Annotated in this window: 18 protein-coding genes; 11 read left to right on the forward strand and 7 right to left on the reverse strand. The window is 72.0% G+C overall.

Annotated elements, in window-relative coordinates:
• The first annotated feature begins 5 nt into the window (after positions 1 to 5).
• The 5 genes from ACM9LD_RS07920 (at position 6) to ACM9LD_RS07940 (ending at position 6,414) form a co-directional block, all read left to right on the forward strand.
• A complete protein-coding gene (locus ACM9LD_RS07920) occupies positions 6 to 767 on the forward strand; it encodes a decaprenylphospho-beta-D-erythro-pentofuranosid-2-ulose 2-reductase (RefSeq protein ID WP_415676178.1) in 762 nt (253 codons plus the stop codon).
• A gap of 43 nt (positions 768 to 810) precedes the next feature.
• The gene (locus ACM9LD_RS07925) at positions 811 to 2,697 is read left to right on the forward strand and encodes a galactan 5-O-arabinofuranosyltransferase (RefSeq protein WP_415676179.1); all 1,887 of its coding nucleotides are present in this window, start codon (positions 811 to 813) and stop codon (positions 2,695 to 2,697) included.
• A gap of 2 nt (positions 2,698 to 2,699) precedes the next feature.
• The gene (locus ACM9LD_RS07930; protein WP_415676180.1) at positions 2,700 to 3,527 is read left to right on the forward strand and encodes an SDR family NAD(P)-dependent oxidoreductase; all 828 of its coding nucleotides are present in this window, start codon (positions 2,700 to 2,702) and stop codon (positions 3,525 to 3,527) included.
• 94 nt (positions 3,528 to 3,621) lie between these two features.
• A complete protein-coding gene (locus tag ACM9LD_RS07935; RefSeq protein ID WP_415676231.1) occupies positions 3,622 to 4,644 on the forward strand; it encodes an ABC transporter substrate-binding protein in 1,023 nt (340 codons plus the stop codon).
• A 105-nt stretch (positions 4,645 to 4,749) separates the two neighbouring features.
• Complete coding sequence (locus tag ACM9LD_RS07940) at positions 4,750 to 6,414, forward strand: TIGR03767 family metallophosphoesterase (protein ID WP_415676181.1); 1,665 nt, start codon at positions 4,750 to 4,752, stop codon at positions 6,412 to 6,414.
• A gap of 7 nt (positions 6,415 to 6,421) precedes the next feature.
• Here the strand turns inward: ACM9LD_RS07940 and ACM9LD_RS07945 are convergent, their stop codons facing one another.
• The 3 genes from ACM9LD_RS07945 to ACM9LD_RS07955 are packed head-to-tail and all read right to left on the reverse strand — an operon-like array spanning position 6,422 to position 8,302.
• Positions 6,422 to 6,997, reverse strand: coding sequence for an energy-coupling factor transporter transmembrane component T family protein (locus ACM9LD_RS07945; RefSeq protein ID WP_415676182.1), 576 nt, complete (start codon positions 6,995 to 6,997; stop codon positions 6,422 to 6,424).
• Entirely contained in the window at positions 6,997 to 7,680 is a 684-nt protein-coding gene (locus ACM9LD_RS07950) for an energy-coupling factor ABC transporter ATP-binding protein (protein ID WP_415676183.1), read from the reverse strand. Before ACM9LD_RS07950 ends, ACM9LD_RS07945 begins: the two co-directional genes overlap by 1 nt.
• Before the next feature lie 55 nt (positions 7,681 to 7,735).
• A complete protein-coding gene (locus ACM9LD_RS07955) occupies positions 7,736 to 8,302 on the reverse strand; it encodes a biotin transporter BioY (RefSeq protein WP_415676184.1) in 567 nt (188 codons plus the stop codon).
• Positions 8,303 to 8,342: 40 nt separating this feature from the next.
• On the opposite strand from ACM9LD_RS07955, the gene ACM9LD_RS07960 reads away from it, so the two are divergent.
• A complete protein-coding gene (locus ACM9LD_RS07960; protein WP_415676185.1) occupies positions 8,343 to 8,960 on the forward strand; it encodes a TetR/AcrR family transcriptional regulator C-terminal domain-containing protein in 618 nt (205 codons plus the stop codon).
• Here the strand turns inward: ACM9LD_RS07960 and aroQ are convergent.
• Complete coding sequence (gene aroQ / locus ACM9LD_RS07965; protein ID WP_415676186.1) at positions 8,927 to 9,367, reverse strand: type II 3-dehydroquinate dehydratase; 441 nt, start codon at positions 9,365 to 9,367, stop codon at positions 8,927 to 8,929. The two genes, ACM9LD_RS07960 and aroQ, sit on opposite strands and share 34 nt — an antisense overlap.
• 117 nt (positions 9,368 to 9,484) lie before the next feature.
• Between aroQ and ACM9LD_RS07970 the strand changes: the two genes are divergently transcribed.
• A complete protein-coding gene (locus tag ACM9LD_RS07970) occupies positions 9,485 to 9,886 on the forward strand; it encodes a hypothetical protein (RefSeq protein ID WP_068526120.1) in 402 nt (133 codons plus the stop codon).
• 55 nt (positions 9,887 to 9,941) lie between these two features.
• On the opposite strand, the gene ACM9LD_RS07975 is transcribed toward ACM9LD_RS07970, so the two are convergent.
• A complete protein-coding gene (locus tag ACM9LD_RS07975; protein ID WP_415676187.1) occupies positions 9,942 to 10,994 on the reverse strand; it encodes a hypothetical protein in 1,053 nt (350 codons plus the stop codon).
• Positions 10,991 to 11,416 (reverse strand): ImmA/IrrE family metallo-endopeptidase, encoded by a 426-nt coding sequence (locus ACM9LD_RS07980; protein ID WP_415676188.1) that lies wholly within the window; start codon positions 11,414 to 11,416, stop codon positions 10,991 to 10,993. The genes ACM9LD_RS07975 and ACM9LD_RS07980 overlap by 4 nt, the downstream gene beginning before the upstream one ends.
• A 101-nt stretch (positions 11,417 to 11,517) precedes the next feature.
• Here ACM9LD_RS07980 and ACM9LD_RS07985 point away from each other — a divergent pair, with 101 nt between their 5' ends.
• From ACM9LD_RS07985 to ACM9LD_RS08000, 4 genes are all read left to right on the forward strand, one after another.
• On the forward strand, positions 11,518 to 14,769 hold the full coding sequence (locus ACM9LD_RS07985; protein WP_415676189.1) for an arabinosyltransferase domain-containing protein: 3,252 nt from the start codon (positions 11,518 to 11,520) through the stop codon (positions 14,767 to 14,769).
• Positions 14,770 to 14,879: 110 nt separating this feature from the next.
• The gene (locus ACM9LD_RS07990; protein ID WP_415676190.1) at positions 14,880 to 18,287 is read left to right on the forward strand and encodes an arabinosyltransferase domain-containing protein; all 3,408 of its coding nucleotides are present in this window, start codon (positions 14,880 to 14,882) and stop codon (positions 18,285 to 18,287) included.
• A 9-nt stretch (positions 18,288 to 18,296) separates the two neighbouring features.
• Positions 18,297 to 21,533, forward strand: coding sequence for an arabinosyltransferase domain-containing protein (locus ACM9LD_RS07995; protein WP_068526125.1), 3,237 nt, complete (start codon positions 18,297 to 18,299; stop codon positions 21,531 to 21,533).
• A 58-nt stretch (positions 21,534 to 21,591) separates the two neighbouring features.
• Positions 21,592 to 22,176, forward strand: a complete 585-nt coding sequence (locus tag ACM9LD_RS08000; protein WP_244967672.1) for a GNAT family N-acetyltransferase — start codon at positions 21,592 to 21,594, stop codon at positions 22,174 to 22,176.
• A gap of 7 nt (positions 22,177 to 22,183) precedes the next feature.
• Here the strand turns inward: ACM9LD_RS08000 and ACM9LD_RS08005 are convergent, their stop codons facing one another.
• Entirely contained in the window at positions 22,184 to 23,677 is a 1,494-nt protein-coding gene (locus tag ACM9LD_RS08005) for a carboxylesterase/lipase family protein (protein WP_211132451.1), read from the reverse strand.
• Position 23,678: the final 1 nt, after the last annotated feature.

Genomic DNA, 23,678 nt, shown 5'->3' on the forward strand with positions numbered 1-23,678 from the left:
GTCACATGATCAACGCCGTCGGCGTTCCCCAGTCCCTCCTGCTGCTCGGCGGCACCTCCGAGATCGGCCTGTCGATCGTCGAGGAGTACCTCGCCAAGGGCACACAGCGCGTCGTGCTCGCCGCGCTGCCGAACGATCCGCTGCGCGAGCAGGCCGTCGCGCAGGTCGAGGCCGCCGGCGCCACGTCGGTCGAGGTCATCGACTTCGACGCGACCGACTTCGACGGTCACCAGAAGACCATCGACGCCGCCTTCTCCGGCGGCGACATCGACGTCGCGATCGTGGCCTTCGCCCTCGACTTCGACGCCGAGGAGCTGTGGCAGAACCAGCGCAAGGCCGTGCTCCTCGCGCAGGTCAACTACACCGGCGCCGTGTCCGTCGGCGTGCTCCTGGGCCAGAAGATCAAGGAGCAGGGCCACGGCCAGATCATCGCCATGAGCTCCGTCGCCGGCCTGCGCCCGCGCCGCAGCAACTTCGTCTACGGCTCCTCCAAGGCCGGCTTCGACGGCTTCTACCTCAACCTGGGCCAGGCCCTGGAGCCCTTCGGCGGCTCCGTCCTCGTGGTCCGGCCGGGCATGGTGCGCACCAAGTTCTCGGCGCACGTCAAGGAGGCGCCGCTGACGATCGACAAGGACGTCATCGGCAAGCTCGCCGTCGACGCCGCGATCAAGGGCAAGTCGCTGGTGTACGCGCCCGCGCCGTGGGGCTTCGTCAGCTTCGGCCTGAAGAACATCCCGCAGCCGATCTTCAAGAAGCTCCCGATCTAGGGGGCGCGTCCGATTCTCGGAACCACCCTTTACGCTGGCCCGCGTGACTGACACGCGCACCGTCGACGCCCCCGAGGCCCCCGCCCGGGGGCGGGACCTGGCCCTCGACCTCGCCGCCGCCGCGATCCTCGCGGCGGCGGTCGGCGTCGTCGGGTGGTTCGCCATCAGCTCCGTCGAGTGGCCCGCGTACAGCAGCTCCAACGTGACCCGCGCGTTCTCGACCGTCTTCCAGGTGATCGCGATCGTCGTGCTCGCCGGCTGCGCCGTGCTCCTGTCCCGAGCCGTGCCGGCCTGGCAGGCGCGCCTGGCCCGCCTGCTCTCGTTCGCGACGGTGGCCGGGTTCGTCACCGTCACCCTGGCCCTGCCGCTCGGCGGCACCAAGCTCTACCTCGGCGGGATCTCCGTCGACCAGCAGTTCCGCACCGAGTACCTGACCCGGTTCACCTCGTCGCCGCGGCTGGCCGACATGACCTACATCGACATGCCGCCGCTGTACTCCCCCGGCTGGTTCTGGCTGGGCGGACGCTTCGCGAAGCTCTTCGGCCTCGAGGGCTGGGCGGCGTTCCAGCCCTGGTCGATCATCTCGCTCGCCGTCGCCGCCGCCGTCGCGCTGGCCCTGTGGCTCACCGTCGTCGGACCCGCGCGCGCGATCGCCGCCACGCTCGCCACCACCGTCGCGATGCTGCTCTACGGCTCCGCCGAGCCCTACGGTGCCGCGGTCGCGATCCTGCTGCCGCCCGCGCTGATCGTCGCCTGGTCCGCCATCCTCCGCGGCCGCCGCGGGGCGATCGTCCTCGTGGGGGTCTACCTCGGCGTCGCGGTGTGGTTCTACACCCTGTACCTGGGCGTCGCGGCGTTCACCATCGTGCTGATGGGCGTGGTCGCGCTGGCCGCCACGTGGATCCGCGAGCGCCGGTTCGAGTGGCGCTACCCGGCGCGGGTCGCGGCGATGGGCGTCATCGCCATCGCCATCGGACTCCCCGCGTACGGCCCCTTCCTGCTGCGCGTGGCCCGCGACGGCACCGACTCCAAGGGCTCCGCGTTCCACTACCTCCCCGAGCAGGGTTCCGTTCTCTCGCTGCCGATGCTGCACTTCACGCTGCTCGGCGCGCTCGGCATGATCGGCGTGATCTGGGTCCTGGTGAAGGCCCGCTCCAGCCTGCCCGCGCAGGCGCTCGGCCTCGGCATCGCCGGCTCGTACCTGTGGGCGATCCTCTCCATGGCCGCCTCCCCCGCCGGCACGACGCTCCTCGGCTTCCGCACCGAGCCGGTGCTGCACATCCTGCTCGCCGCCGCGGGCGCGCTCGGCGCGGTGACGATGGTCGGCGCGCTCGGCGACGGCTACCCCCGCTACCGCGACGCCGGCGTCGTGCTCGGCGTGCTCGCCGCGATCGGTGTGGCGCAGACGATCCCGGCACAGCTCGCCGGGGAGATCGCCGTCGCCTACTCCGACACCGACGGCCACGGCGAGCGCGGCGACCGCCGGCCCGCGGGCGCGGAATCGTCGTACAAGGACGTGGACGCCGCGATCCTGGCCGCGACGGGCAGGCCGCGGACCGACACCGTGGTGCTCACGGCGGATTACGGCTTCCTCGCGATCTACCCGTACTGGGGCTTCCAGAACCTCACGTCGAACTACGCGAACCCGCTGGCGCACTTCACCGCCCGGTCCGCGGCGATCGAATCGTGGGCGAAGCTGGAGACGCCGGACGAGCTGGTCAAGGCCCTCGACGAGACGCCGTGGCGCGCACCGGACGCCTTCGTCTTCCGACGGTCCGCCGACGGCCTCTCCCTGCGCCTCGCCGAGGACGTCTACCCCAACGACCCGAACGTGCGCCGGTACACCGTCGTCTTCCCCGAGAAGCTCTTCGAGGACTCGAGATTCACCGTCACCGAGACGGGCCCGTTCGTCGTGATCGTGAGGAAGTGACCATGTCCCTGTCCCGTTCCGTGCGCGACCTCATGCAGCGCCGCAGCCTGCTGCCCGACTCCGTGGACGCCGCGCTCTCCGGCAAGGGCCGCACCCTGCGCGGCCTGCGGATCGTCGTGACCGGGGCGTCGGCGGGCATCGGCCGCGAGGCCGCCCTGCAGCTCGCCGAGCGCGGCGCCCACGTCATCGCCGTGGCGCGGCGCGAGCAGGAGCTCGAGGAGCTGTGCGCGCTGACCGGCGGCGAGTACCGGGTCTGCGACCTCACCGACACCGACTCGATCGACGGGCTGCTCACCGACCTCGGCGAGGTCGACGTGCTGGTCAACAACGCCGGTCACTCCATCCGGCGGACCATCGCCGACTCCACCGAGCGCTTCCACGACTACCAGCGCACGATGAACCTCAACTACTTCTCCGCCGTGCAGCTCTCGCTGGGCGTGCTGCCGGGGATGATCGAGCGCGGCCGCGGGCAGATCGTCAACGTCTGCACCTGGGGCCTGCTCGCGAACACCTTCCCCAAGTTCTCCGCGTACGGGGCGTCGAAGAGCGCGCTCGCGATCTTCGGCCGCAGCCTGAACGCCGAGCGCCCGCACCCCGGCGTGCACGCGACCAACGTCTACTTCCCGCTGGTCCGGACCGAGATGATCGCGCCGACCGCCGAGTACTCCGGGGCCTCCGCCCTCGAGCCCGACGAGGCGGGCCGCTGGATCGTCCGGGCGATCACGCACCAGCCGGTCGAGGTCTCGCCCGCGGCGCTGCGCGCCGTCCTGCCGGTGATGGACCTGCTGTCGCCGGGAACCACCGACCGCACGATCTCGTCGCTGACCTGAGCGATCCGGCCGGGCGAGGTATCGGGATCCCATCCCTTACCCGACGCAACTTTGATTTGCCTCACCTAACGTGCGCGGTACGCTTCGGCGCGTGATGAAACGATCCTTCGCCCGCCGGCTCGCGCCCGCGGTCGTCCTGCTGGCCGCCACCGTCGGCCTCAGCGCCTGCTCGAACTCGACCGACGACGCCAAGACCCCGGGCAACACCGAGGTCGCGACCGGCGGCGAGCGCTTCGGCACCGCCGACGCCGAGACGGCCAAGCTCGGCACCGACGCAGCGCCCGGCGTCTTCCCGCGCACCATCAAGCACGCGCGCGGCGCGACGGAGATCCCGAAGAAGCCCGAGCGCGTCGTCGTGCTCGACAGCGGCGAGCTGGACTCCGTGCTCACCCTGGGCATCAAGCCCGTGGGCATGGTGGTGACCGACGGCGCCAGCCCGATCCCGACCTACCTCGCCGACAAGGTGCAGGGCGTCGAGACCGTCGGCAAGAACACGAGCCTGGACCTCGAGGCCATCGCCAAGCTCAAGCCCGACCTGATCCTGGGCAGCCAGTTGCGCGTCGACAAGCAGTACGACCAGCTCTCCGCGATCGCGCCGACCGTCTTCTCCATCCGCCCCGGCTTCCCCTGGAAGGAGAACTTCCGGCTCATCGGTGCCGCGGTCGGCGAGGAGACGAAGGCGGTCGCCGCGCTCAACTCGTACGCGGACAACGCGAAGGCGCTCAGCGCGAAGTTCACCGGCGCCAAGCCGACGATCTCGCTCGTGCGGTTCATGCCGAACCGGCTGCGCCTCTACGGCAACAAGTCGCTCATCGGCGTCATCCTGCAGGACGCGGGCCTGCCGCGCGCCGGCAACCAGGGCGTCGACGAGCTGGCCACCGAGATCTCGCTGGAGAACCTCTCCCAGGCCGACGGCGACTACATCTTCTACTCCAGCTACGGCAAGCCCGAGAACACCGGCGAGACCGCGGCGCTGGCGAACCCCGCGTGGTCGCAGCTCAGCGGCGTGCAGAAGGGCAAGGCCTTCCGCGTGGACGACGACGTCTGGTACCTGGGCCTGGGCCCGACCGGCGCCAACCTCATCGTCAAGCAGCTGGGCGAGTACCTGGCGAAGTAGGCGGCACCACCGCTCGGCGGCGGCACGCAGCCGCCGCCGGACGGTTACCAATGTTACGCGTGTTGTTCATGTGTCTCATGTGACTTGTGGCTAGGGTCTCTATCCATGACCACACGCCGGGGATTCCTGCGCGCGGGCGCCGTCGCCGCGCTCGCCACCGCCAGCGCGGCCGCCACCGGCCGCATCGCGCACGCGCTGCCCGGCAGCACCGTCGCCGGGAACATCACCGGCACCACCCTGGAGCGGGTCAGCGTGCCCGGTCAGGCCCGCGCCGGCGGCTACCGCCCGCTGGTCGACGGTGCCGGCTGGCCCTTGTACGTGCGGCAGGAGCTCGCGACCGCGGGCGGCACCCGCGAGGCCGTCCGCGCCCCGCTCGCCTCCTTCGTGCAGCTCACCGACATGCACATCGTCGATGCGCAGAGCCCCGCCCGGTTCGAGTTCGTCCACCCGTTCCAGGCCCCGGCCTTCCGCCCGCAGGAGACGCTGACCACGCAGGGCGCGGTCTCCCTCGTCGAGCGGATCAACGCGATCGCGTCCGGCCCCTTCACCGGCCGCGCCTTCGACTGCGTCATCACCACCGGCGACAACACCGACAACCGCGAGTTCGCCGAGCTCACCTGGTTCCAGACGGTGCTCTCCGGCGGCACCGTCGTGCCCAACACCGGCGCCCCGGATCGCTTCGAGGGCCTGCAGGCGCACGGCGCCGCCCTGTACTGGCAGCCCGAATCCCCCTATTGGGACATGTACAAGGACAAGGGCTTCCAGCAGATCCCCGGCTTCCTCCGCGCCGCCATCGGCGCGCACACCAGCCCCGGGCTGCGCATGCCCTGGTACGCGGTGGTCGGCAACCACGACGACAGTCTGCTCGGCACGCTGCCCAACGGCATCGCCGACTGGCTCTACCTCTCGCCGGTCAAGCTCGACATCCCGCACACCGACCCCGCGGCGCTCGCGATCGCCCGCGCGCTCACGACGGACCCGTCGCAGGTGGGGCCGATGCTCACCAAGCTCAAACTCTCCGGGCCGGTGATCCCCGTGACCGTCGATGCCAAGCGGGCCCCGTTCAGCCCCCGCGACTTCGTCCGACGGCACTTCGACCCGGCGGTCACCGGCCCCGGCCCCGTCGGGCACGGCTTCTCCAGCCCGGACGGCCCCACCTGGTACACCTTCCAGATCGCGCCCGGCGTGCTCGGCATCGCCCTCGACACCACCAACAACCTGGGCATCGCCGAGGGCACCATCGGTGAGAAACAGCTCGCCTGGCTCGTCGCGCAGCTCACGGCCCACCCGGACCAGCTGGTGATCGTCTTCAGCCACCACACGTCGAAGTCGATGACCGCCAAGCTCCCCGACCCCGAGGAACCGGGCGAGAAGCAGTACGACGGCGGGGTGGTCGTGAAGACGCTCACCGACCACCCGAACGTGATCGCCTGGGTGAACGGCCACACCCACAAGAACGAGATGATCCCGCACACCGGCCCCACGCCGAAGCAGAGCTTCTGGGAGATCAACACCGCCAGCCACGTCGACTTCCCGCAGCTGGCCCGGATCATCGAGGTCGCCGACAACCGCGACGGCACGATCAGCCTGTTCACGCCGCTCATCGAGGCCGCGAGCCCCGCGACGGCCAACCCGTCGGACCTCAGCGCCAAGGGCCTCGCCAGCCTCTACCGCGAGCTCGCGTACAACGACATCCACCGCGATGATGCGCTGCTCGGCGCCGCCGCCGACCGCAACTGCGAGCTGCTCCTCACCCACCCGCTGCGCTGACGCGGGCCTACAGGCCGCGGGCGGCCAGGGCCTCGCCGAGCAGGTCCGCGTCGCGGATCAGGCGGACCAGCACCGTCGGGAGGACGCGGACCAGGGAGGCGCGCTGCCCCCGCGCCCACGCGGCCTCGCGGGTCTCCCGGACGACGGCGATCACCGTCGGGATGGAGCGGATCGTCAGGGCGACCAGCAGCTCCACGCGCCAGCCGAGCACCAGCCCCGCGAGCGCGGCGAGATCCGTCGCGCGGGTGGTGAAGACCAGTAGGTTGCCCGCGAGCACGCCCACCACGAGCTGCCCGACGGGGCCGACGGCCGCACGCGCACCGTCGGAAACGCCCTGACTGAGCAGGTAGAAGACGGTGAGCACCACCGCGAAGAGCAGCGCCGGGCGCAGCGCCCGCCACAGGTGCACCGGGCGCAGCCGGGCCACCGGGAACAGCGCCGCCACCACGAGCGCCGACACCGCGAGGGGCACCGGGCGCGGGACGATCGCCAGGAACGTCACCAGCGCCAGCATCGCGACCAGCTTCGCCGCGGCCGGGGCGCGGTGGATCGGCGAATCGCGGGGGACGTAGCGGCCCAGCATCAGCGCGCCGCCAGCTCGCGGTAGAAGGCGATCGACTCGGCGGGCGGACCGTCGTGGACGAGGGCCCCGTCGTCCATGACCAGCACCCGGTCGAAGTCGTCGAGCATGTCGAGGTGGTGGGTGAGCAGGACGACCTGCTGCTCCAGTTCGGCGAGCCGGTCCCGGACCTTGAGCACGTTGCGCAGGTCGAGCAGCGTCGTGGGCTCGTCGCAGACGAGGATCTCCGGGTCGGTGACCAGCACCGACGCGAAGGCCAGCATCTGCTTCTGCCCCGAGCTCAGCAACTGCGCGGGGGCGTCGGCGTGGTCGGCGAGGCCGAACTCGGCGAGCACCGCCATCACCCGCTCGGTGTCGACCGGCGCCCGTCTGCCGCGGCCCGGCGGGCGCAGCGACAGCGCGACGTCCTCGGCCGGCGTGGGCATGATGATCTGCGCGGCCGCGTCGGCGAACATGAAGCCCACCTTCCGGCGCACCTCGGAGCGCTTCTTCCGCACATCCATGCCCAGGGTCTCGACGGTGCCGGAATCTGGCACGACGAGGCCGTTGAACGTGCGGGCGAGGGTCGACTTGCCGGAACCGTTGGCGCCGATGATGCCGATCCGCCGCTCCGAGAGCTCCGCCGTGATGCCGCGCAGGACGGGTCGTTCGTCGTAGGCGTGGTGGACGTCGTCGAGCCAGATCATGCGCCGGCCCGCGCGACCTGGACCGCGATGACGTCCCGAGCGCGCCCGCGTCGGGTCATGCCCTCTTCTTCGCGATCGCGGGGTAGGCCCGCGCCACCGTCACCACTACGAGCGAGGTGATGACCACCTTGATCAGGTCGCCGGGGACGAACTGGAAACCGAGCGTGAGCTTCGCGAACAGGCCCGAGCCCGTGCGCCAGCCCAGCCACGGCAGGCCGATAGCGTAGACGATGAGCACCAGCCCGATGACGTTGGCCAGGCCCACCGTGAGCGGGTTGGTGCGGCCCCACTTGTCGACGAGCCAGCCGGTCACCAGGGCGCCGACGATGCCGCCGAGGAGAAAGCCGCCCGTCGGGCCGGTGAGCACCGCCAGGCCGCCGCGGCCGCCCGCGCCGATCGGCAGCCCCACGACGATGAGCAGCACGTAGAGCGCCACCGACGCCCCACCCCAGGGATAGCCCAGCAGCGACGCGGCCAGCATGAACCCCAGGGTCTGCAGGGTGATGGGCGCGATGCCGCTGATCGTGATGGTGGGCATCGCCAGCACGGCCGTCAGGGCGGTGAAGACGGCGACGAGGGCGAGATCGCGCGGCGTGGCGCGATACGTGGCGGCGTTGAACACGGTTCAAGAAGTAACGGGGCGCTCGGCTAGAGTCAAGTCCGTGGCCATCAACCGCTCCGACGTGCTGACCTCCGCGATCGGCGTCCTCGACCGGTCGGGCCTGCCGGACCTGACGATGCGCCGCGTCGCCGCCGATCTGGGCGTCGCTCCGGGCGCGCTGTACTGGCACATCCCGAACAAGCAGTCGCTGCTCGCCGCGATCGCCGACACCATCCTCGCGGACCCGTCGCTCGCCGCGGCGGCGTCGAAGTCGCGGATGCGCTGGGACCGCCAGCTGACCGGCTACGCGCACGCCCTGCGTGGGGTGCTGCGCAAGCACCGCGACGGCGCCGAGGTGGTCTCGGCGTCCCTCGCCTCGCAGCTGGGCACCAGCAACCTGCAGTCGCAGATCGCCGAGATCGCGGCCGCGGCCGGTGCCGGGCCCGCGGACGCGAACGCCGTCGCGCTCACGCTGACGCACTTCGTCGTGGGTTTCACGTTCGAGGAGCAGACTCGCGAGGCGATGGCCCGTGCGGGCGCCGCCGCGGGCGAGATCGACCAGACCGCCACCGACCGGGCCTTCGCGGGCGGCGTCGACCTCATCGTCGACGGACTGCGCGCCCGCACCGCCGCCCCGGACCGACGTCAGGACAGGTCGACGGCGCGGTCCACGGCGTAGCCGTACCCGGCGATGCCGAACCCGGCGATCACCCCGGCCGCGATGGGCGACACGTAGGAATGGTGGCGGAAGACCTCGCGCGCGTGCACGTTGGAGATGTGCACCTCGATGATCGGCACCTCCGGAATCACGAGCGCATCGGCGACGGCCACTGAAGTATGGGTCCACGCTGCCGGATTGATCACGATGGCGGTGAATTTCTTCTCGCGTGCGACATCGTGGATCCAGCCGATCAGCTCGGCCTCGTCATTGGTCTGACGGACCTCGACTTCGGCATCCCGCGCGACCGCCGCGCGACGGCAAACGTCGATGACGTCGGTGTACGAATTCTCCCCGTAGACCTGCGGCTGCCGCACGCCCAGCATGTTCAGGTTCGGTCCGTTCAGCACCAGAATGCGGGCTCCCATACGGTCACAATAGCCGTCCTCGGAACCGCGGAATTGGGATACTTGTCCCACGCCGTGCGCATCCGCCCGGGGGATCATGTAATCTCCCAGTATTCGCAATCTGGAAGGGAGGGCCTCATGACGACGTTCGCGGCCAAGCTGAATCGACTTTTCGAGGTCGTGCATCCCGCAGACCGGGGGCCCTACACCTCGTCGGAGTTCTGCAGGATGGTCGAGGAGAGCGGCGGCAAGCTGTCCGTTCCCTATCTGTCGCAGCTGCGCTCGGGCCGGAGCTCGCGCCCCGCGTACGACATGGTGGCGTCCATCGCCCAGACCTTCGGCGTCCGCGCCGAGTACTTCTCGGATCCGCTGTACGAACGTGAGGTCCTGGGCGATCTCGAGCTGACCCGCGAGCTGCGCGAGTCGGGCATGCTCGAGATGGCACGCCGCTCGACGAAGCTGTCGGCGGACCGTCGGGCAGCGCTCGCCGGTCTCCTCGCCGAGCTCGAGGCGGAGGACGGCAAGGAGGGCACGGCCTAGGCCGTGCACCTCTCCGGGCCTCTGGCCCGCCGGGCCGGTAGCGGCCCACCGGGGCTCAGCGCACCCGCTCCAACAGGGGCGACGGGGTGTGCTGGGCCCTTTTCGTCACTGCGGCCGTCCAGCGCGAGGTCCGCCAGCCCGACGGGGGCTCCAGGTCGACGGCGTGCACGGAGCCGTACGGCGCCTCTCGGTCCAGCCAGCGTGCCACCGCGGCGGCGCGGTCGGCCGGCGACGCCTCGACGAGCCGCCCCTCCCCGGGGCTGGCCAGCATCGCCCAGCCGTCGAGCACGACGACGGCTCGCGCCTCCGCCGTCTCCACCCAGCCGCCGCCCTGCCGCACGACCGCCTCGAGGTCGGGGAACAGCTCCTTCACCTGCTCGTACGCCGGCCGGAAGTGCAGCCACTCGCGCGCCGAGATGAGGATCGAGGCGAGCCAGGAGGCCATCAGCACCAGCGTCCAGCTCGCGAACGCGGCGTCCAGCATGAACCGGTTCAGCCGGAGCACCCACACGCCGACCTGCAGCTGCTGGAGCAGGACGCCGCCGGCGATGACGTTCGCGACCGCGACGATAGCGAGCAGGACCCCGCCCAGCGCGAGCAGCCGCAGCTGCGCGCGATGCACCCGGCTGCGCTTGGACACCCGCCACGTCGAGACCGCCACGACGAGGGCCGTGGCCCCGAGGCAGGTGTAGATGAGCGCCGTCTCGACAGCGAGCCCGAAGTCGCCGCCGAAGCCGAACCCCGTCGGGTCACCGAGCCGACCGAGGACGGATCCCGTCACGATGATCACGCCGACCAGGACGAGCGGCGGGGCCCACACCAGGAGCCGGGCGCGGCTGAGGCGACCGTCGAGCGCGAACGCGAAGACGAGCGCCCCGTAGCAGGCCACGAGCAGCAGGACCCGCTCGATGGTCACGACCTCGTACTCGGACAGGCCCAGACGTCCCAGGGCCTCGATGGACACGGGGGTGTCGATGGTGACCATCAGTGCGAGCGCGATGGCGGTGAGCAGGGCGCCGCCGGCCGGGGGGTTCCGGTTGGTCTGCCACCTGCTGAATCTTTCCAGCGCACCGAGCCACAGGATCGGTGCGACGAGCGACGCGATCATCCGAGCAGTTCGTCGACCACCGAGTCGACGCGGGTGATCGTGTGCCCGGCCTTGACGCGGCGCACGAGCAGCGTCGCGAAGGACTCCGCCTCGGCCTCGCACCGCGCGGCCCGGCCGCTGTCGGGGTCGGAGGAGCAGCCCTGCTCGTGGCCGAGCACGAGGTGGCCGAGTTCGTGCGCGAGCGTCTGCTCGAAGGTGGCGACGCCGCTGGAGACCACCAGCAGGTCCCGTTCGTCGGACCGCAGCCACATCCCGAAGACCCCGACGGGCATCGTCATGCGCTGGACGTCGATCCGGCGCCCGAGGTGCTCGGCATACGCGGCGACCACTTCTGCGACGGTCCCCGGACCCGATCCGGACTGCGGGGTCACCGCACGCACGACGGCGCGGACTGCGCGTGTCGGCCGGTCGGATCCCCTCATGACCGAAACGATACGTCGGTTCGTCGGCTCGTTGTACACCAAGCCGCTCATAGAACCGGTTCGCCCGGATTCCGCCAGGTCGCGGCGTCTAGACTCGCGGGGTGCCCGAACCGTCCGACGCTGCCCGCACCGCCCGCTCCACGGCCCGGGTCGCTGCACTGACCGGCGTGCTCGGCGTCCTGTTCGCGCTGCTCACACCCTTCATGCCGGTCAAGCAGACGACCGCGGCACTGGACTGGCCGCAGCGCGGTTCCCTCGAGGCCGTCACCGCTCCGCTCACGTCCTACGTGCCCGATAGGATCGACGTCACAGTCCCCTGTTCCGCTGTCGGCGGACTGCCCGGCGGCGTGGGGACCCTCGTCGCGACGGGGCCCGTCGACTCCCCCGATACGATCCGACGGGGCATGACGATCGGCGTCACCACACTCCCCGACCAGCGACGCATGCTGGAAGTGGTGGTCCGCAACACTCCCCTTCTCACGGTCGACGTCGCGGCGCTGACCGCGCCGGGCTGCCGCGCGATCGTCTTCTCCGGCGACAACGAGACGGTGAAAGCCGAGGTCACGGGCGTCTCCGCCCCCGACGGCACGCCGCTCGCAGGTGGCAAGGACAACGGCTTCGACTACCGGCCGCAGGTCGTCGGGGTGTTCACGGACCTGCACGGCACAGTCACGGACAACACGAGAATCCAGTTCCGTGCGGATATCGACACGCGGTACTCGACGGTTCCGGCGGCGGCGCGCTGGGTGGTGATCGTCCTCGCCCTCGCGCTGATCCTCGCGAGCCTGGTCGCCCTGCACCGGCTCGACGTGGCGGCGGACGGCCGGCGGCACCGTCGGATCCTGCCCGAGGGCTGGTGGCGCCCGACGAAGCTCGACAGCACCGTCATCGCCCTGCTCGTGACCTGGCACGTGATCGGCGCGAACACCTCCGACGACGGCTACATCCTCACCATGGCCCGCACCGCGGAGGCCGCGGGCTACACCGCGAACTACTACCGCTGGTACGGCGCGCCCGAGACCCCGTTCGGCTGGTACTACCAGGCCTTCGCCTGGCTCTCGCACCTCTCGACCGCGAGCCCGTGGGTCCGGCTGCCCGCCCTGATCTGCGGTATCGCGACCTGGCTGATCATCAGTCGGGAGGTGGTGCCCCGGCTGGGCCGGGCTGCGCGCTCGCGGTTCGCGCTGGGGGCCGCCGCCGGGGTCTTCCTGGTCTACTGGTTCGCCTTCAACAACGGCCTGCGCCCCGAGCCGGTGATCGCCCTCGGCGCGCTGCTCACCTGGTGCTCGGTGGAACGCGCGATCGCGACGGGGCGGGTGCTGCCCTTCGCGGCCGCCGCGGTCTTCGCCGGGTGGACGGTGGCCGCCGGGCCGACGGGCATCATGACGGTGGCGGCGCTGCTCGCGGGCGTGCGCCCGGTGGGCCGGCGGATCCTCTCCCGGGCCCGCACGAGCGCGGCCGGGTTCCGGCTCACGGTCGCCGCGTACGTCGCCCCGGTGCTGGCCGCCGGGGTCCTGCTGGTGCCGATCATCTTCTCCAAGCTCACCGCGTCGGCCTTCGTGCAGAAGACCCTCATGCAGTCCGACGTGGGCACGGTCGTCGACACCAAGAAGTGGTACAACGAGATCGACCGGTACTCGGCCCTGTTCACGTTCACGGCCGACGGCGGCGTCGCCCGACGGTTCGCTGTCATCATCACCGTCGCCTGCCTGCTGCTCGCGGGCGCCGTGCTGCTGCGCAAGGGCCGGATCCCCGGCGCCAGCCTCGGGCCCAGCCGGCGCCTCGTGGCCGTCACGCTGGGCGGCCTGCTGCTGCTCATGTTCACCCCCACCAAGTGGACGCACCAGTTCGGCGCCTTCGCCGGCCTCGCGGGCGCTCTGGCCGCGCTCGCGGCGATCGCGCTGGCCCCCGCGGCCCTGCGCAGCGCCCGCAACCGCGCGCTGAGCGCCTCCGTGGTCCTCTTGGTGCTCGGCCTGTCCTTCAGCGGCCCGAACGGCTGGTGGTACGCCAGCAACTACGGCGTGCCCTGGGGCGAGTCGACGGTGCTCGCCCTCGGCACGGTCTTCTTCGCCGGGGCGGGCGTCGCGCTGCTGATCGCCGGGTGGCTGCACTTCCACGAGCCCGATCCGGCCCCGGTGCCGCCACGGGCGAAGCGGGTCGTCGACTTCTTCGGCCGCCAGTCGTCGATCACGTGGGCGGCGTGGGCGGTGGTCGTGCTGTGCGTCGGCTCGATGCTCGCGACGACCGGCATCACCCAGTTCTCCTCGTTCTCCAACGGCAAGGCGAACCTCCGGGCGTTCGGCGGCGACGGCTGCAACCTCGCGGACTACGTGCTCACCGAGCCGGATCCCACGTCGGGCCTGCTGCCGCCGCTCGACGGCAACATCCGCGACGGGCTCGCGGGCCCGGGCACCACCGGCGTCTCGCCCGACGGGGTGCCGACCATCATCAACGCCACCACCAGCTCGAACACCGACGACTCCAGCACCTCGCTGGACGCGATGGCGCGGCTGCCGCAGGACACCACGTCGGGCCGCACGTCGACGGCGGGGATCAACGGCTCCCACATGCGCCTCCCCTACGGCCTCGACCCGGCGCGCACCCCGGTGCTCGGCTCCTATTCGCAGGAGGGCCAGGCCAAGGCCCAGGTGGTGTCGAAGTGGTACCCGCTGCCGGAGAAGGCCGCGGACCGCCCGCTCATCACGCTGTCGGCCGCCGGCAAGTTCACCGACGACGAGCTCTACGTCGAGTACTCCACCGATGCGCCGGCCGCCGGCGCGCAGCCGAAGGTCGCGGGGAAGAAGTCCTTCATCGACATCGGCCCGAAGCCGGCGTGGCGGAACCTGCGCCTGCCACGCACCGACCTCCCCGCCGACGCCACCGCGATCCGCGTGGTCGCGGTCGACGACGACCTGGCGATCGACCACTGGCTGGCCGTCACCCCGCCGCGGGTGTCGAAGCTGGTCACGGCGCAGGAGCTGATCGGCTCCACCGAGCCGGTGCTGCTCGACTGGACGTCCGGACTGGCCTTCCCGTGCCAGCGGCCGTTCAGCCACAGCAACGGCGTCGCGGAGGTCCCGCAGTGGCGGATCACGCCCGACCAGAACCTCTCGCCCGTCACGACGGAGTGGGAGGGCACCCTCGGCGGCGGACCGCTCGGCTGGACGCAGATGCTGCTCCAGCAGGAGAAGATCCCCGGCTACCTCCGGGGCGACCTCGGGCAGGACTTCGGCGACGTGATGCGGCTCGTTCCGTACTCCCAGGCGCGTGCGGCGGATCTCACACTCGGCACGCGCACCGTCTGGGGGACGCACGTCGAGGCGCCGATCCGCAAGGACCGGACCGATTCCTGACGGGGATTCCTGACCTGCGGCATCGCACGGACTGAGAATCCGTTAAGCGATCCGGCCTTCCCCGGACGGCGAATCGGTTCTCGCAGCTGACTCGCATACCATGAGCACCCGTGTCCGTGCCTACGTCCCGCTCCGAGTCGGAGCCCGGCCCCCAGCGTCGAGCCGCTGCCGCAGCTCCGTCGCGAGCCGCCGGCATCGCCCGCCTCGCCGCGGTCGTCGCCGGTGCCGTCGGCCTCCTCCTCTGCCTGCTGACCCCCCTGCTGCCGGTGCAGCAGGCCACCGCCTCGCTCGACTGGCCGCAACTGCGGCCGGGCGCCGAGAGCGCGGAGGTCACGGCCTCCCTCGTCACGCAGTCGCCCGCCGACCTCACGGCGACGGTGCCGTGCTCGGCGATCGCCCGTGCCGCCGGCTCCGGCGGCACGGTCCTCTCGACGCTACCCGTGGGGTCCGGCGCGGCCCGGGAGCTGGGCCTGAACGTCACCGTCGGGGCGCCCGGACCGGGCCAGGCGGTCACCGTCTCCTCCCGCAACACCGTCATCGCCGCGGCGCCGGTGGACCGGCTGCGGGGCTGCTCGCAGCTGCGGCTGTGGTCCAACGCCGCCGAGGTCGGCGCGCGGTTCGAGGGCATCGACGTGGCCGGCTCGATCCCGACGGAGAACCGGCCCGTCATGGGCGGCGTCTTCACGTCGCTCACGGCCGCCGACGTCGCCGCCGCGGGCCCGGGCCTGCGCCTGCACGCGGACCTCGACACCCGGTTCGAGCTCTCCCCGTCGCCGCTCAAGGCGGCCGCGATCGGCGTCGGCCTCCTCAGCGTGCTCGCCTCGCTGGTCGCGCTGTGGCTGCTGGACCGGAACTTCGGCCACCATCGCCGGGCGCCGCACCGGAGCCTCGGGCAGTTCCTGCGCCCCCGCCCCGTCGACGTGGCCGTGCTCGGCGGCCTCGCCCTGTGGACCGTGCTCGGCGCGGGCAGCTCGGACGACGGCTACATCCTGTCGATGGGCAAGGTCGCGCCCGAGGCCGGCTACACGGCGAACTACTACCGCTTCTTCGGCGCCCCGGAGGCCCCGTTCGACTGGTACTACACCTTCCTCTCGCACTGGGGCTCGGTCAGCGCGAACGCGATCTGGATGCGCCTGCCCATGCTGGCCGCGGGCGTCGTGGTGTGGCTGCTGCTCAGCCGCGTGCTACTGCCCCGCCTCGGGCCCGGTATCCGCCGGTACCCGCTGGCCGTGTGGGCCGCCGGCGCGATGCTGCTGGCCTTCTGGTTCCCGCTCGCCTCGGGCCTGCGCTCGGAGCCGATCATCGTACTCGGCACCATCGTCACCTGGGCCGCCGTCGAGCGCTCCGTCGCGACGCACCGCGCGCTGCCCGCGGCGGTCGCCGCGATGGCCGCGGGCCTGACGTTGGGCCTCGCGCCGCAGGGCGTCATCGCCGCGGCGCTGCTGCTGGCCTCGTCGGCCGCGGTGCTCCGCGTGCTCGTCGCGCGCCGCCGGGAGGCCGGACTGGCCGCGCTCGTGCTGCCCGTGCTGGCCGCGGCCGCCGTGATCGTGCCGATCGCCTTCCGCGATCAGTCGCTGGCGTCGGTCGCCGAGGCCATCCGCATCCGCCTCGAGGTGGGGCCGGCCGCGCCCTGGACGCAGGAGTACCTGCGCTTCTTCTTCCTCACGGTCGAGACCACCGACGGTTCGCTGGTCCGCCGCGTGCCCGTCTACCTGTTCGTGATGTGCCTGTTCGTGGCGCTGTTCGTCATGCTCCGCGGCCGCCGCATCGCGCGGATCGCACCCGGCCCCGTGTGGCGGCTCGTGGGCGCGGTCTTCATCGCCGCGGCCCTGCTCTCGCTCACGCCCACCAAGTGGACCGTGCACTTCGGGGTGTACGCCGGGCTCGCCGCCGCCCTCGCCGCGGTGACGACGGTGGCGGTGGTCGAGGCGGCGCGCACGTCCGTCCGGAACTTCACGTTCTTCCTCTGCGGGATGCTCTTCGCGCTCGCCGCGGCGTTCGCGGGCTTCAACCTGTGGTCCTGGCCCTACCTGTGGGGCGTGCCCTGGTTCGATCGGGCGCCCGAGGTCGCCGGCATCACCTTCAGCAAGGCCTTCCTGATCCTGGCCGGCCTGGCCGGAGCGCTCGCCGCGTGGCAGCACTTCCGGATCGACTTCCGCGGCAGGGGCGAGGGCGGCCTGGTCGAGGAGGGCACCGTCGACGACACCGCCCTGGAGGACACCGAGCTCGCGACCCACACCCGGGCCGACCGGGACCAGGCCCTACGCAGCCGGCGCCGGCTGCAGCTGGCCTCGCTGCCGCTGGTCGTGGTCCTCGGCATGCTCGTGCTGGGCGAGGGCGCGATCTTCGCGAAGGCCTACGTCTCGAACCCGGCCACGTACACGGTCGCCAAGGGCAACCTGGACGCGCTCCGCGGCAAGAGCTGCGGGATGGCGCGCTCGGTGCTGGTGGAGACCGACCCCAACGCCGACATGCTGACCTCGGCCGAGGGCCGCTCGGCCGCGCAGGCGCTCGTCGGCCCCGGCTCGACGGGCTTCACGCCCGACGGCATCCCGAACGAGCTCAAGCCGCTGGCGATCAGCTCGGCGCCGGGTCAGATCAACATGGCCTCCCCCATCACCTCGCCGTTCACGTCCACTGCGGCGACGGCGGGCACCGGCGGCGGCACCGGGCCCCGCACGATCAACGGCAGCACCGCAGCCCTGCCCTTCGGACTCGACCCGGCGCGCACCCCCGTCGTCGGCTCGTACGGCCAGAACACCGTGCCCGCGGAGCTGTTCAGCGACTGGTACGGCCTGCCCGCGCGGTCGGCGGACCGCCCGCTGGTGGCCTTCGCGGCCTCCGGCGCCATCTCCTCGGTCGGCCCGACCGGCAAGAAGGAGTACGGCCAGCCCGTGACGCTGGAATGGGCCGAGCGCCGCGCCGACGGCTCGATCGGCGCCCGCGGCGTCGTCGACCCGATCGACCCGGGCCCGAACAAGCCGTGGCGCAACCTGCGCGTGCCGATGGAGGCGATCCCGCCCGCGGCGAACGTCGTCCGCATCCACGTGCGCGACCCGAACCTCGGCGCGCAGCAGTGGGTGGCCGTGACGCCGCCCCGCGTGCCGCGCCTGCGCACCCTGCAGGACGTGGTGGGCGAGACGGACCCCGTGCTGCTCGACCTGCTCGTGGGCCAGCAGTTCCCGTGCCAGCGCCCGCTGACGATCCGCAACGGAACCTACGAGGTACCCAAGTGGCGCATCCTGCCCACGCGCAAGGACGCGCTCTCCACGTCCTCGACGTGGCAGGCCCGCGAGGCCGGCGGCCCGCTGACGGTGCCGGACACGCTGCTCAAGACGACGACGCTGCCCACGTACATGACCGGGGACCTCACCCGGGACTGGGGCGAACTGCAGCAGTACGCGCCCCTCGCCGACGACGCCCCCGCGGCGAACCTGACGGTCGGTGTCCAGACGCGGTCGGGATGGTGGCGCCAGGGCCCCATCCGCGCGCTGACCAACCAGACGGTGAAGAACTAGGAATCGATGATGACCAGCGATAACTCGACCGCAGCCGCGACGGTGCCGCCGGAGCAGCGCTACGGGAAGTGGCGGATCGTCGCCGCCGTGGCGGGCCTGCTCGGCTTCGTCCTGGCGATCCTCACGCCCTTCCTGCCGGTCAAGGAGACCACCACCGCGCTGCACTGGCCGCAGAACGGCAAGGTCTCGAACGTCGAGGCGCCGCTCGTCTCGTACACCCCGATCCGGCTCGACGTCTCGCTGCCGTGCTCGGTGGTCGACGAGCTGCCCGCCGCGGGCGGCACCCTGCTGCGCACGCTCCCCGAGGACGGGCCGCGCCCGGGCCTGCAGGGCCTGGTGATCCGTGCCGACGCCAAGAACGTCATCATCGCCGACCGCGACGTCGCGCTGGCGACCGCGAGCCGCGCCGACGTGGCACGCGCGGGCGCGGGCTGCGCCATCCGCTTCGTCTCCACCCCCGAGGCGACGACGGCGGAGTTCACCGGGATGCCGCAGGGCGCGCAGACCTCGAACCAGCTGTCGAACACCGTCGCCGATCCCAACCTGCGGCCGCAGATCGCCGGCTTCTACACCGATCTCCCCGCCTCGACGCCCGTCGCCGGGATCGACGTCTCGACGCAGGTGGACACCCGGTTCGTCACCACCCCGTCGACCATCAAGCTGATCGCCATCGTCGTGGGCATCGCCTCCACGATCCTCGCGCTGATCGCGCTGGGCTTCGTGGACATGCGCGACGGCCGCGGCCACATCCGCTTCATGCCGCAGGGCTGGCTGCGCCCGCGGCCCGTGGACTTCACCGTGATCGGCGTGCTCGGGATCTGGTGGCTGATCGGGCCGAACACGTCCGACGACGGCTACCAGATCACGATGGCCACGCAGACGAAGTTCAGCGGCTACATGATCAACTACTTCCGCAGCTTCGGCGTGCCGGAGAACCCCGTCGGCTGGAACGACTACCTGTTCACCGCGATCTCGCACGTCACGACCGCGGCGCCCGCGATGCGGGTGCCCGGGCTGATCTTCGGTCTGCTGACCTGGCTCGTGATCTCGCGCGAGATGATCCCGCGACTCGGCCGCGCCGTGCGCAACAACCCCGCCGCCCTGTGGGCCGGCGCGGGCGGCTTCCTGCTGATCTGGCTGCCGCTCAACAACGGCCTGCGTCCCGAGCCCGCGGTGGTCTTCTTCTCCCTGCTGACCTGGGTCTCGGTGGAGCGCGCCATCGCGACCGGCCGCATGCTGCCCGTGGCGATCGCCGTCCCGTGCGCGGCGCTCTGCGTGGGCGCCGCGCCCGGCGGCCTCATCGCCGTCGCCGCGCTGCTCGCCGCGTCGCGCCAGATCATCACGCGCATCGTCAAGCGCCGGGGGCGCGACGGGCTGCTGCCGCTGATCGCGCCGATCCTCGCCTCGGGCATGGCGTACCTGTTCTACGCCTTCTTCACACCCACCGCGGCGGCGCTGCGCGAGGCCATCACGGTCAAGGGCGTCACCGGGCCCACCCTGGACTGGTACGAGGAGGGCGTCCGCTACTACTACCTCATGCTCGAGACGGAGGACGGCTCCGCCGTGCGCCGGATCGGCGTGCTCACCGCCTTCCTCTGCCTGCTGACGGTGCTGACCTTCATGCTGCGCCGCAAGCGCCCGGCCGGCATCTCCTCGGGCCCCGTGTGGCGCCTCATGGCGGTCTTCTTCGCCACCGTGGTGCTGCTGGCCTTCACCCCGACCAAGTGGACGCACCACCTGGGCCTGTTCGCCGGCTATGCCGCGGGCATCGCCGCCGTGGCCGCGACGCTGACCATGGCGCCGATGATGCGGTCCAAGCGCAACCGCGTCTTCTTCGCCGCCGCAGCGCTGTTCATCGCCGCGATCTCCTTCGCCGCCCGCGTCGGCTACTACTGGGTGGGCACCTACGGCATCCCGTGGAACACCATGCCGCCGCAGCTCTTCGGGCTCGAGATCTCCTGGATGCTGTTCTTCGCCTCCGTACTCACGGCCCTCTACGGTCTGTGGCTGCACTACCGGCGCGACTACGCACCTGAGCCGACCAAGACCCGCGGCCGGACCCTCCCGACGCTGGCGATCCTCACCATGCTCATGGTCCTGTTCGACGTGGGCACCATGGCGAAGGGCGCCTACGCGCAGCGCGGCAGCTTCTCCTGGACCGCGTCGAACGTCCGTGCGCTGCAGGGTGACACGTGCTCGATGGCGGACTACGTCCTGATGGAGACCGACCCCAACGCCGGGCAGCTCAAGCCCGCCCCGCGGCCCGACGGTTCCGTGCCGAGCGCGACTCAGGCCCTCGCCGGTAAGTCGACGGGCTTCTCCCCCACCGGGATCCCCGGGTGGCTGTCGCCCGTGAAGTCGAACCCGGGCCACAACACCGACGTGACCAACTCCGACGTGCCGGAGACGGTGGGCGGCAAGCGGAACCCCGACCCGAAGACCGACGGGGTGCCGCTGCCCTTCGGCCTCAACCCGGCGACCACGCCGGTGCTGGGCTCCTCGGGCGCGACGGGCCTGGCGAACCTCACCACGGACTGGTACACGCTCGGCGCGATCGACGAGTCGACCCCGCTCGTCACGCTGTCCGTAGCAGGGCCCGTCGCCGCGACGGGCATCAACGGCGTTGCGCGCGACGGCCGGACGCTGTTCCTCGAGGCCGGGCACCGGTCCGAGAACGGCGCGGTGCAGCCGCTGGGCCGCCTGGCCCCGCTGGACGCGTGGACGAACAACAACTGGCGCAACCTGCGTTTCCCGACGGCCGACCTGCCGCGCGGCACGAACACCGTGCGCGTGGTGATCGACGACAAGGTGCCCGCCGCCGACGCCATCGTCGTGACCCCGCCGCGGATGACGCCCATGAAGACGCTGCAGGAGTTCCTGGGCCGTGACACCGTCGTGGCGTTGGACTTCATGGTCGCCTTCGCCTTCCCGTGCCAGCACCAGGTGCGCGCGGTCAACGGCCTGTTCGAGCGGCCCGAGTACCGGATCTCGCCCGATTACATGGCGACGGTGCTCACCTCGAACACGTGGCAGGGGTGGAAGACCGGCGGCCCGCTCGGCGTGACCGACGCGCTGTACCACGAACAGATCGTTCCCACGTACCTCAAGGGCAAGTGGGCGATGGACTGGGGCACGCTGACGAAGTTCACGCCGTGGACGGCGGCGGAGCCCGCGCAGCTGGAGCTCGGCACCGCCACCCGCTCGGGCTGGTACACGCCGGGGCCGATGCGCTCCGCGCCGTACTGATCCCCGGCGGGCCCGGCGGCACCGCCCGCCGGGCCCGCCGCGGGCGTACCGTCGAAGCATGGAACCGGTCACCCGGCACCGCATCGAGGACGTCACGCCGCGCACGCTGTGGGCGTCGTTCGGGGTGCTCGCCCGCGCCTTCGCCGACGATCCCGTGATCCGGTGGGTCCAGCCCTCCCCGCGGCTCGACCGCGTCACCTTCGCGGGCATCCACGTGGCCTCGCACGGGGCCCCGGGGGCGAGCCACCTGCTGTTCGACGGTGCCGAGCCCGTCGCCGCGGCGTCCTGGGACCCGCCGGGCCACGCGCCGCACCCGCTGCGGCAGGTCGCGTCGCTGCCGCTGCTGGCCGCGGGGATCAGCACCGGGTTCGGGCGGGGCGCCGCCCTGGTGGCCGCGCTCGAGGAGCGCCGGCCGACGGAGCCGCACTGGTACCTCGCCACGATCGGATCGGCCGTTCCGGGCCGCGGCTTCGGCTCGGCGTTACTGCGGTACGGCCTCGAGCGGGTCACCGGCACGGCCTACCTCGAGTCGAGCAACCCCCGCAACGTGCCCCTGTACCAGCGGTTCGGGTTCGAGCCGCTGGCCCCGATCCGCCTGCCCCGCGGCCCCGAGCTCATCCCGATGCTGCGGCCCGCGCGGTAGACCGCGCTCAGCGCACCCCGTCCCAGAGCGCCCGCAGCTCGGGCGCCGGGTCGACGACGGTGCCGCCCTCGCCGCCGAACACCCGCACGGTGCGGGCGGGAAGGTAGGGCGCCCAGCCGGGGTCCTCACCGCGGGTGAAACGCACCCAGGCGCCGTGGGTCTCGTCGGCGACGGCCTGCGCGGGGGCGGGCCCCGTCAGGTTGGTGACGCCCTCGGCGTGGAGGTTGTCGAAGGCGAAGGCCAGCTCGACGGCGTGGCACGCGCCGAGGCGGCCGCCGAGCGCGGTGGACGGCTCGTCGAAGCGGTAGAAGAAGGTGGCGGCGGGCGCCTCCGCGCGCGCCTCGGCGATCCGCACCGCGGGGATGCCGAAGAACCAGTCGGCCATGATGCGGCAGAACAGGTCCCCGGGCGAGGCGGCGGGCTCGGCCGCACGGTAGGCGGCGACCGCGGCCGCCGGGTCGGGCAGGCCGTACTTCGCCGCGGTGGGGGCCAGCGCCGCCTCGGGCAGCAGATCGATGAGCCCGCCGGGCACGATGAAGAAGCGGGCCTCGTCGGCGTTGGCGCCCACCAGGACCCGTACGCCGGCGCCCGAGCCGGCGCGGATCGCGTCGATCGGCAGCTGCGGCAGGACGTCGCCGTCGATCACGGGCTCGAAGATCATCACGTTCCGCGAGAGCTCGCCCCAGGCACTGGGGTCCGGATTCGCCTGGATCTCCGCGTCGAGCGCCGTCGTGGCGTCGACGAGCGCGGCGGGGTCGACCGCCGCGAAGCCCGCGCGGGTGGGTTCGACGCCGAGGCGCTCGGCGAGGGCGCGGGTGACCTGCTGTGCGGTCTCCCGGGTGATGGCGTGGTGGCCCGCGCCGCTCTGCAGCACGGCCTGCGCGAACAGACCCTGCGCCAGAGGGGATCCGAGCAGCGAGCCGACGCTCATGCCGCCCGCGGACTCCCCGGCGACGGTGACCCGCGTCGGGTCGCCGCCGAAGGCGGCGATGTTGTCGCGCACCCATTCCAGCGCCATGATCTGGTCGCGCAGGCCGAGGTTGGTGTGCTCGTCCCCGGTGTCGAGGAAGCCGAGCGCGCCGAGGCGGTAGTTGATCGTCACGCACACGACGCCGTCGCGGGCGAAGGCCGCGCCGTCGTAGTAGCCGCTACGGCCGCTGCCGTTGCGGAAGGCGCCGCCGTGGATCCACACGAACACGGGTAGCGCGTCGGCGCCCTCGGGCGCCCACACGTTGAGGTTGAGGCACTCCGGCCCGGGGAAGTCGGGCTCGGCGGTGAGGATCTCCGCGACCGGCCCCTGGTAGCCCGGCTTGGGCACCGTCGGGCCGAAGGCGGAGGCGTCGCGCTCGCCCGCCCACGGCGCCGGCGACGCGGCCGGCAGGAGCCAGCCGGCACCGTCGAGCGGGGCGGCGTAGGGCAGGCCCAGGAAGCGGGCCACACCCTGCTCGACGGTGCCGCGGACGCGGCCGGAACGGGTCTCGGCGGTGACGGAGGAGGTCATG

It is taken from the genome of Tsukamurella hominis (assembly GCF_965137015.1).
In the GTDB taxonomy this organism is placed as follows: domain Bacteria; phylum Actinomycetota; class Actinomycetes; order Mycobacteriales; family Mycobacteriaceae; genus Tsukamurella; species Tsukamurella hominis.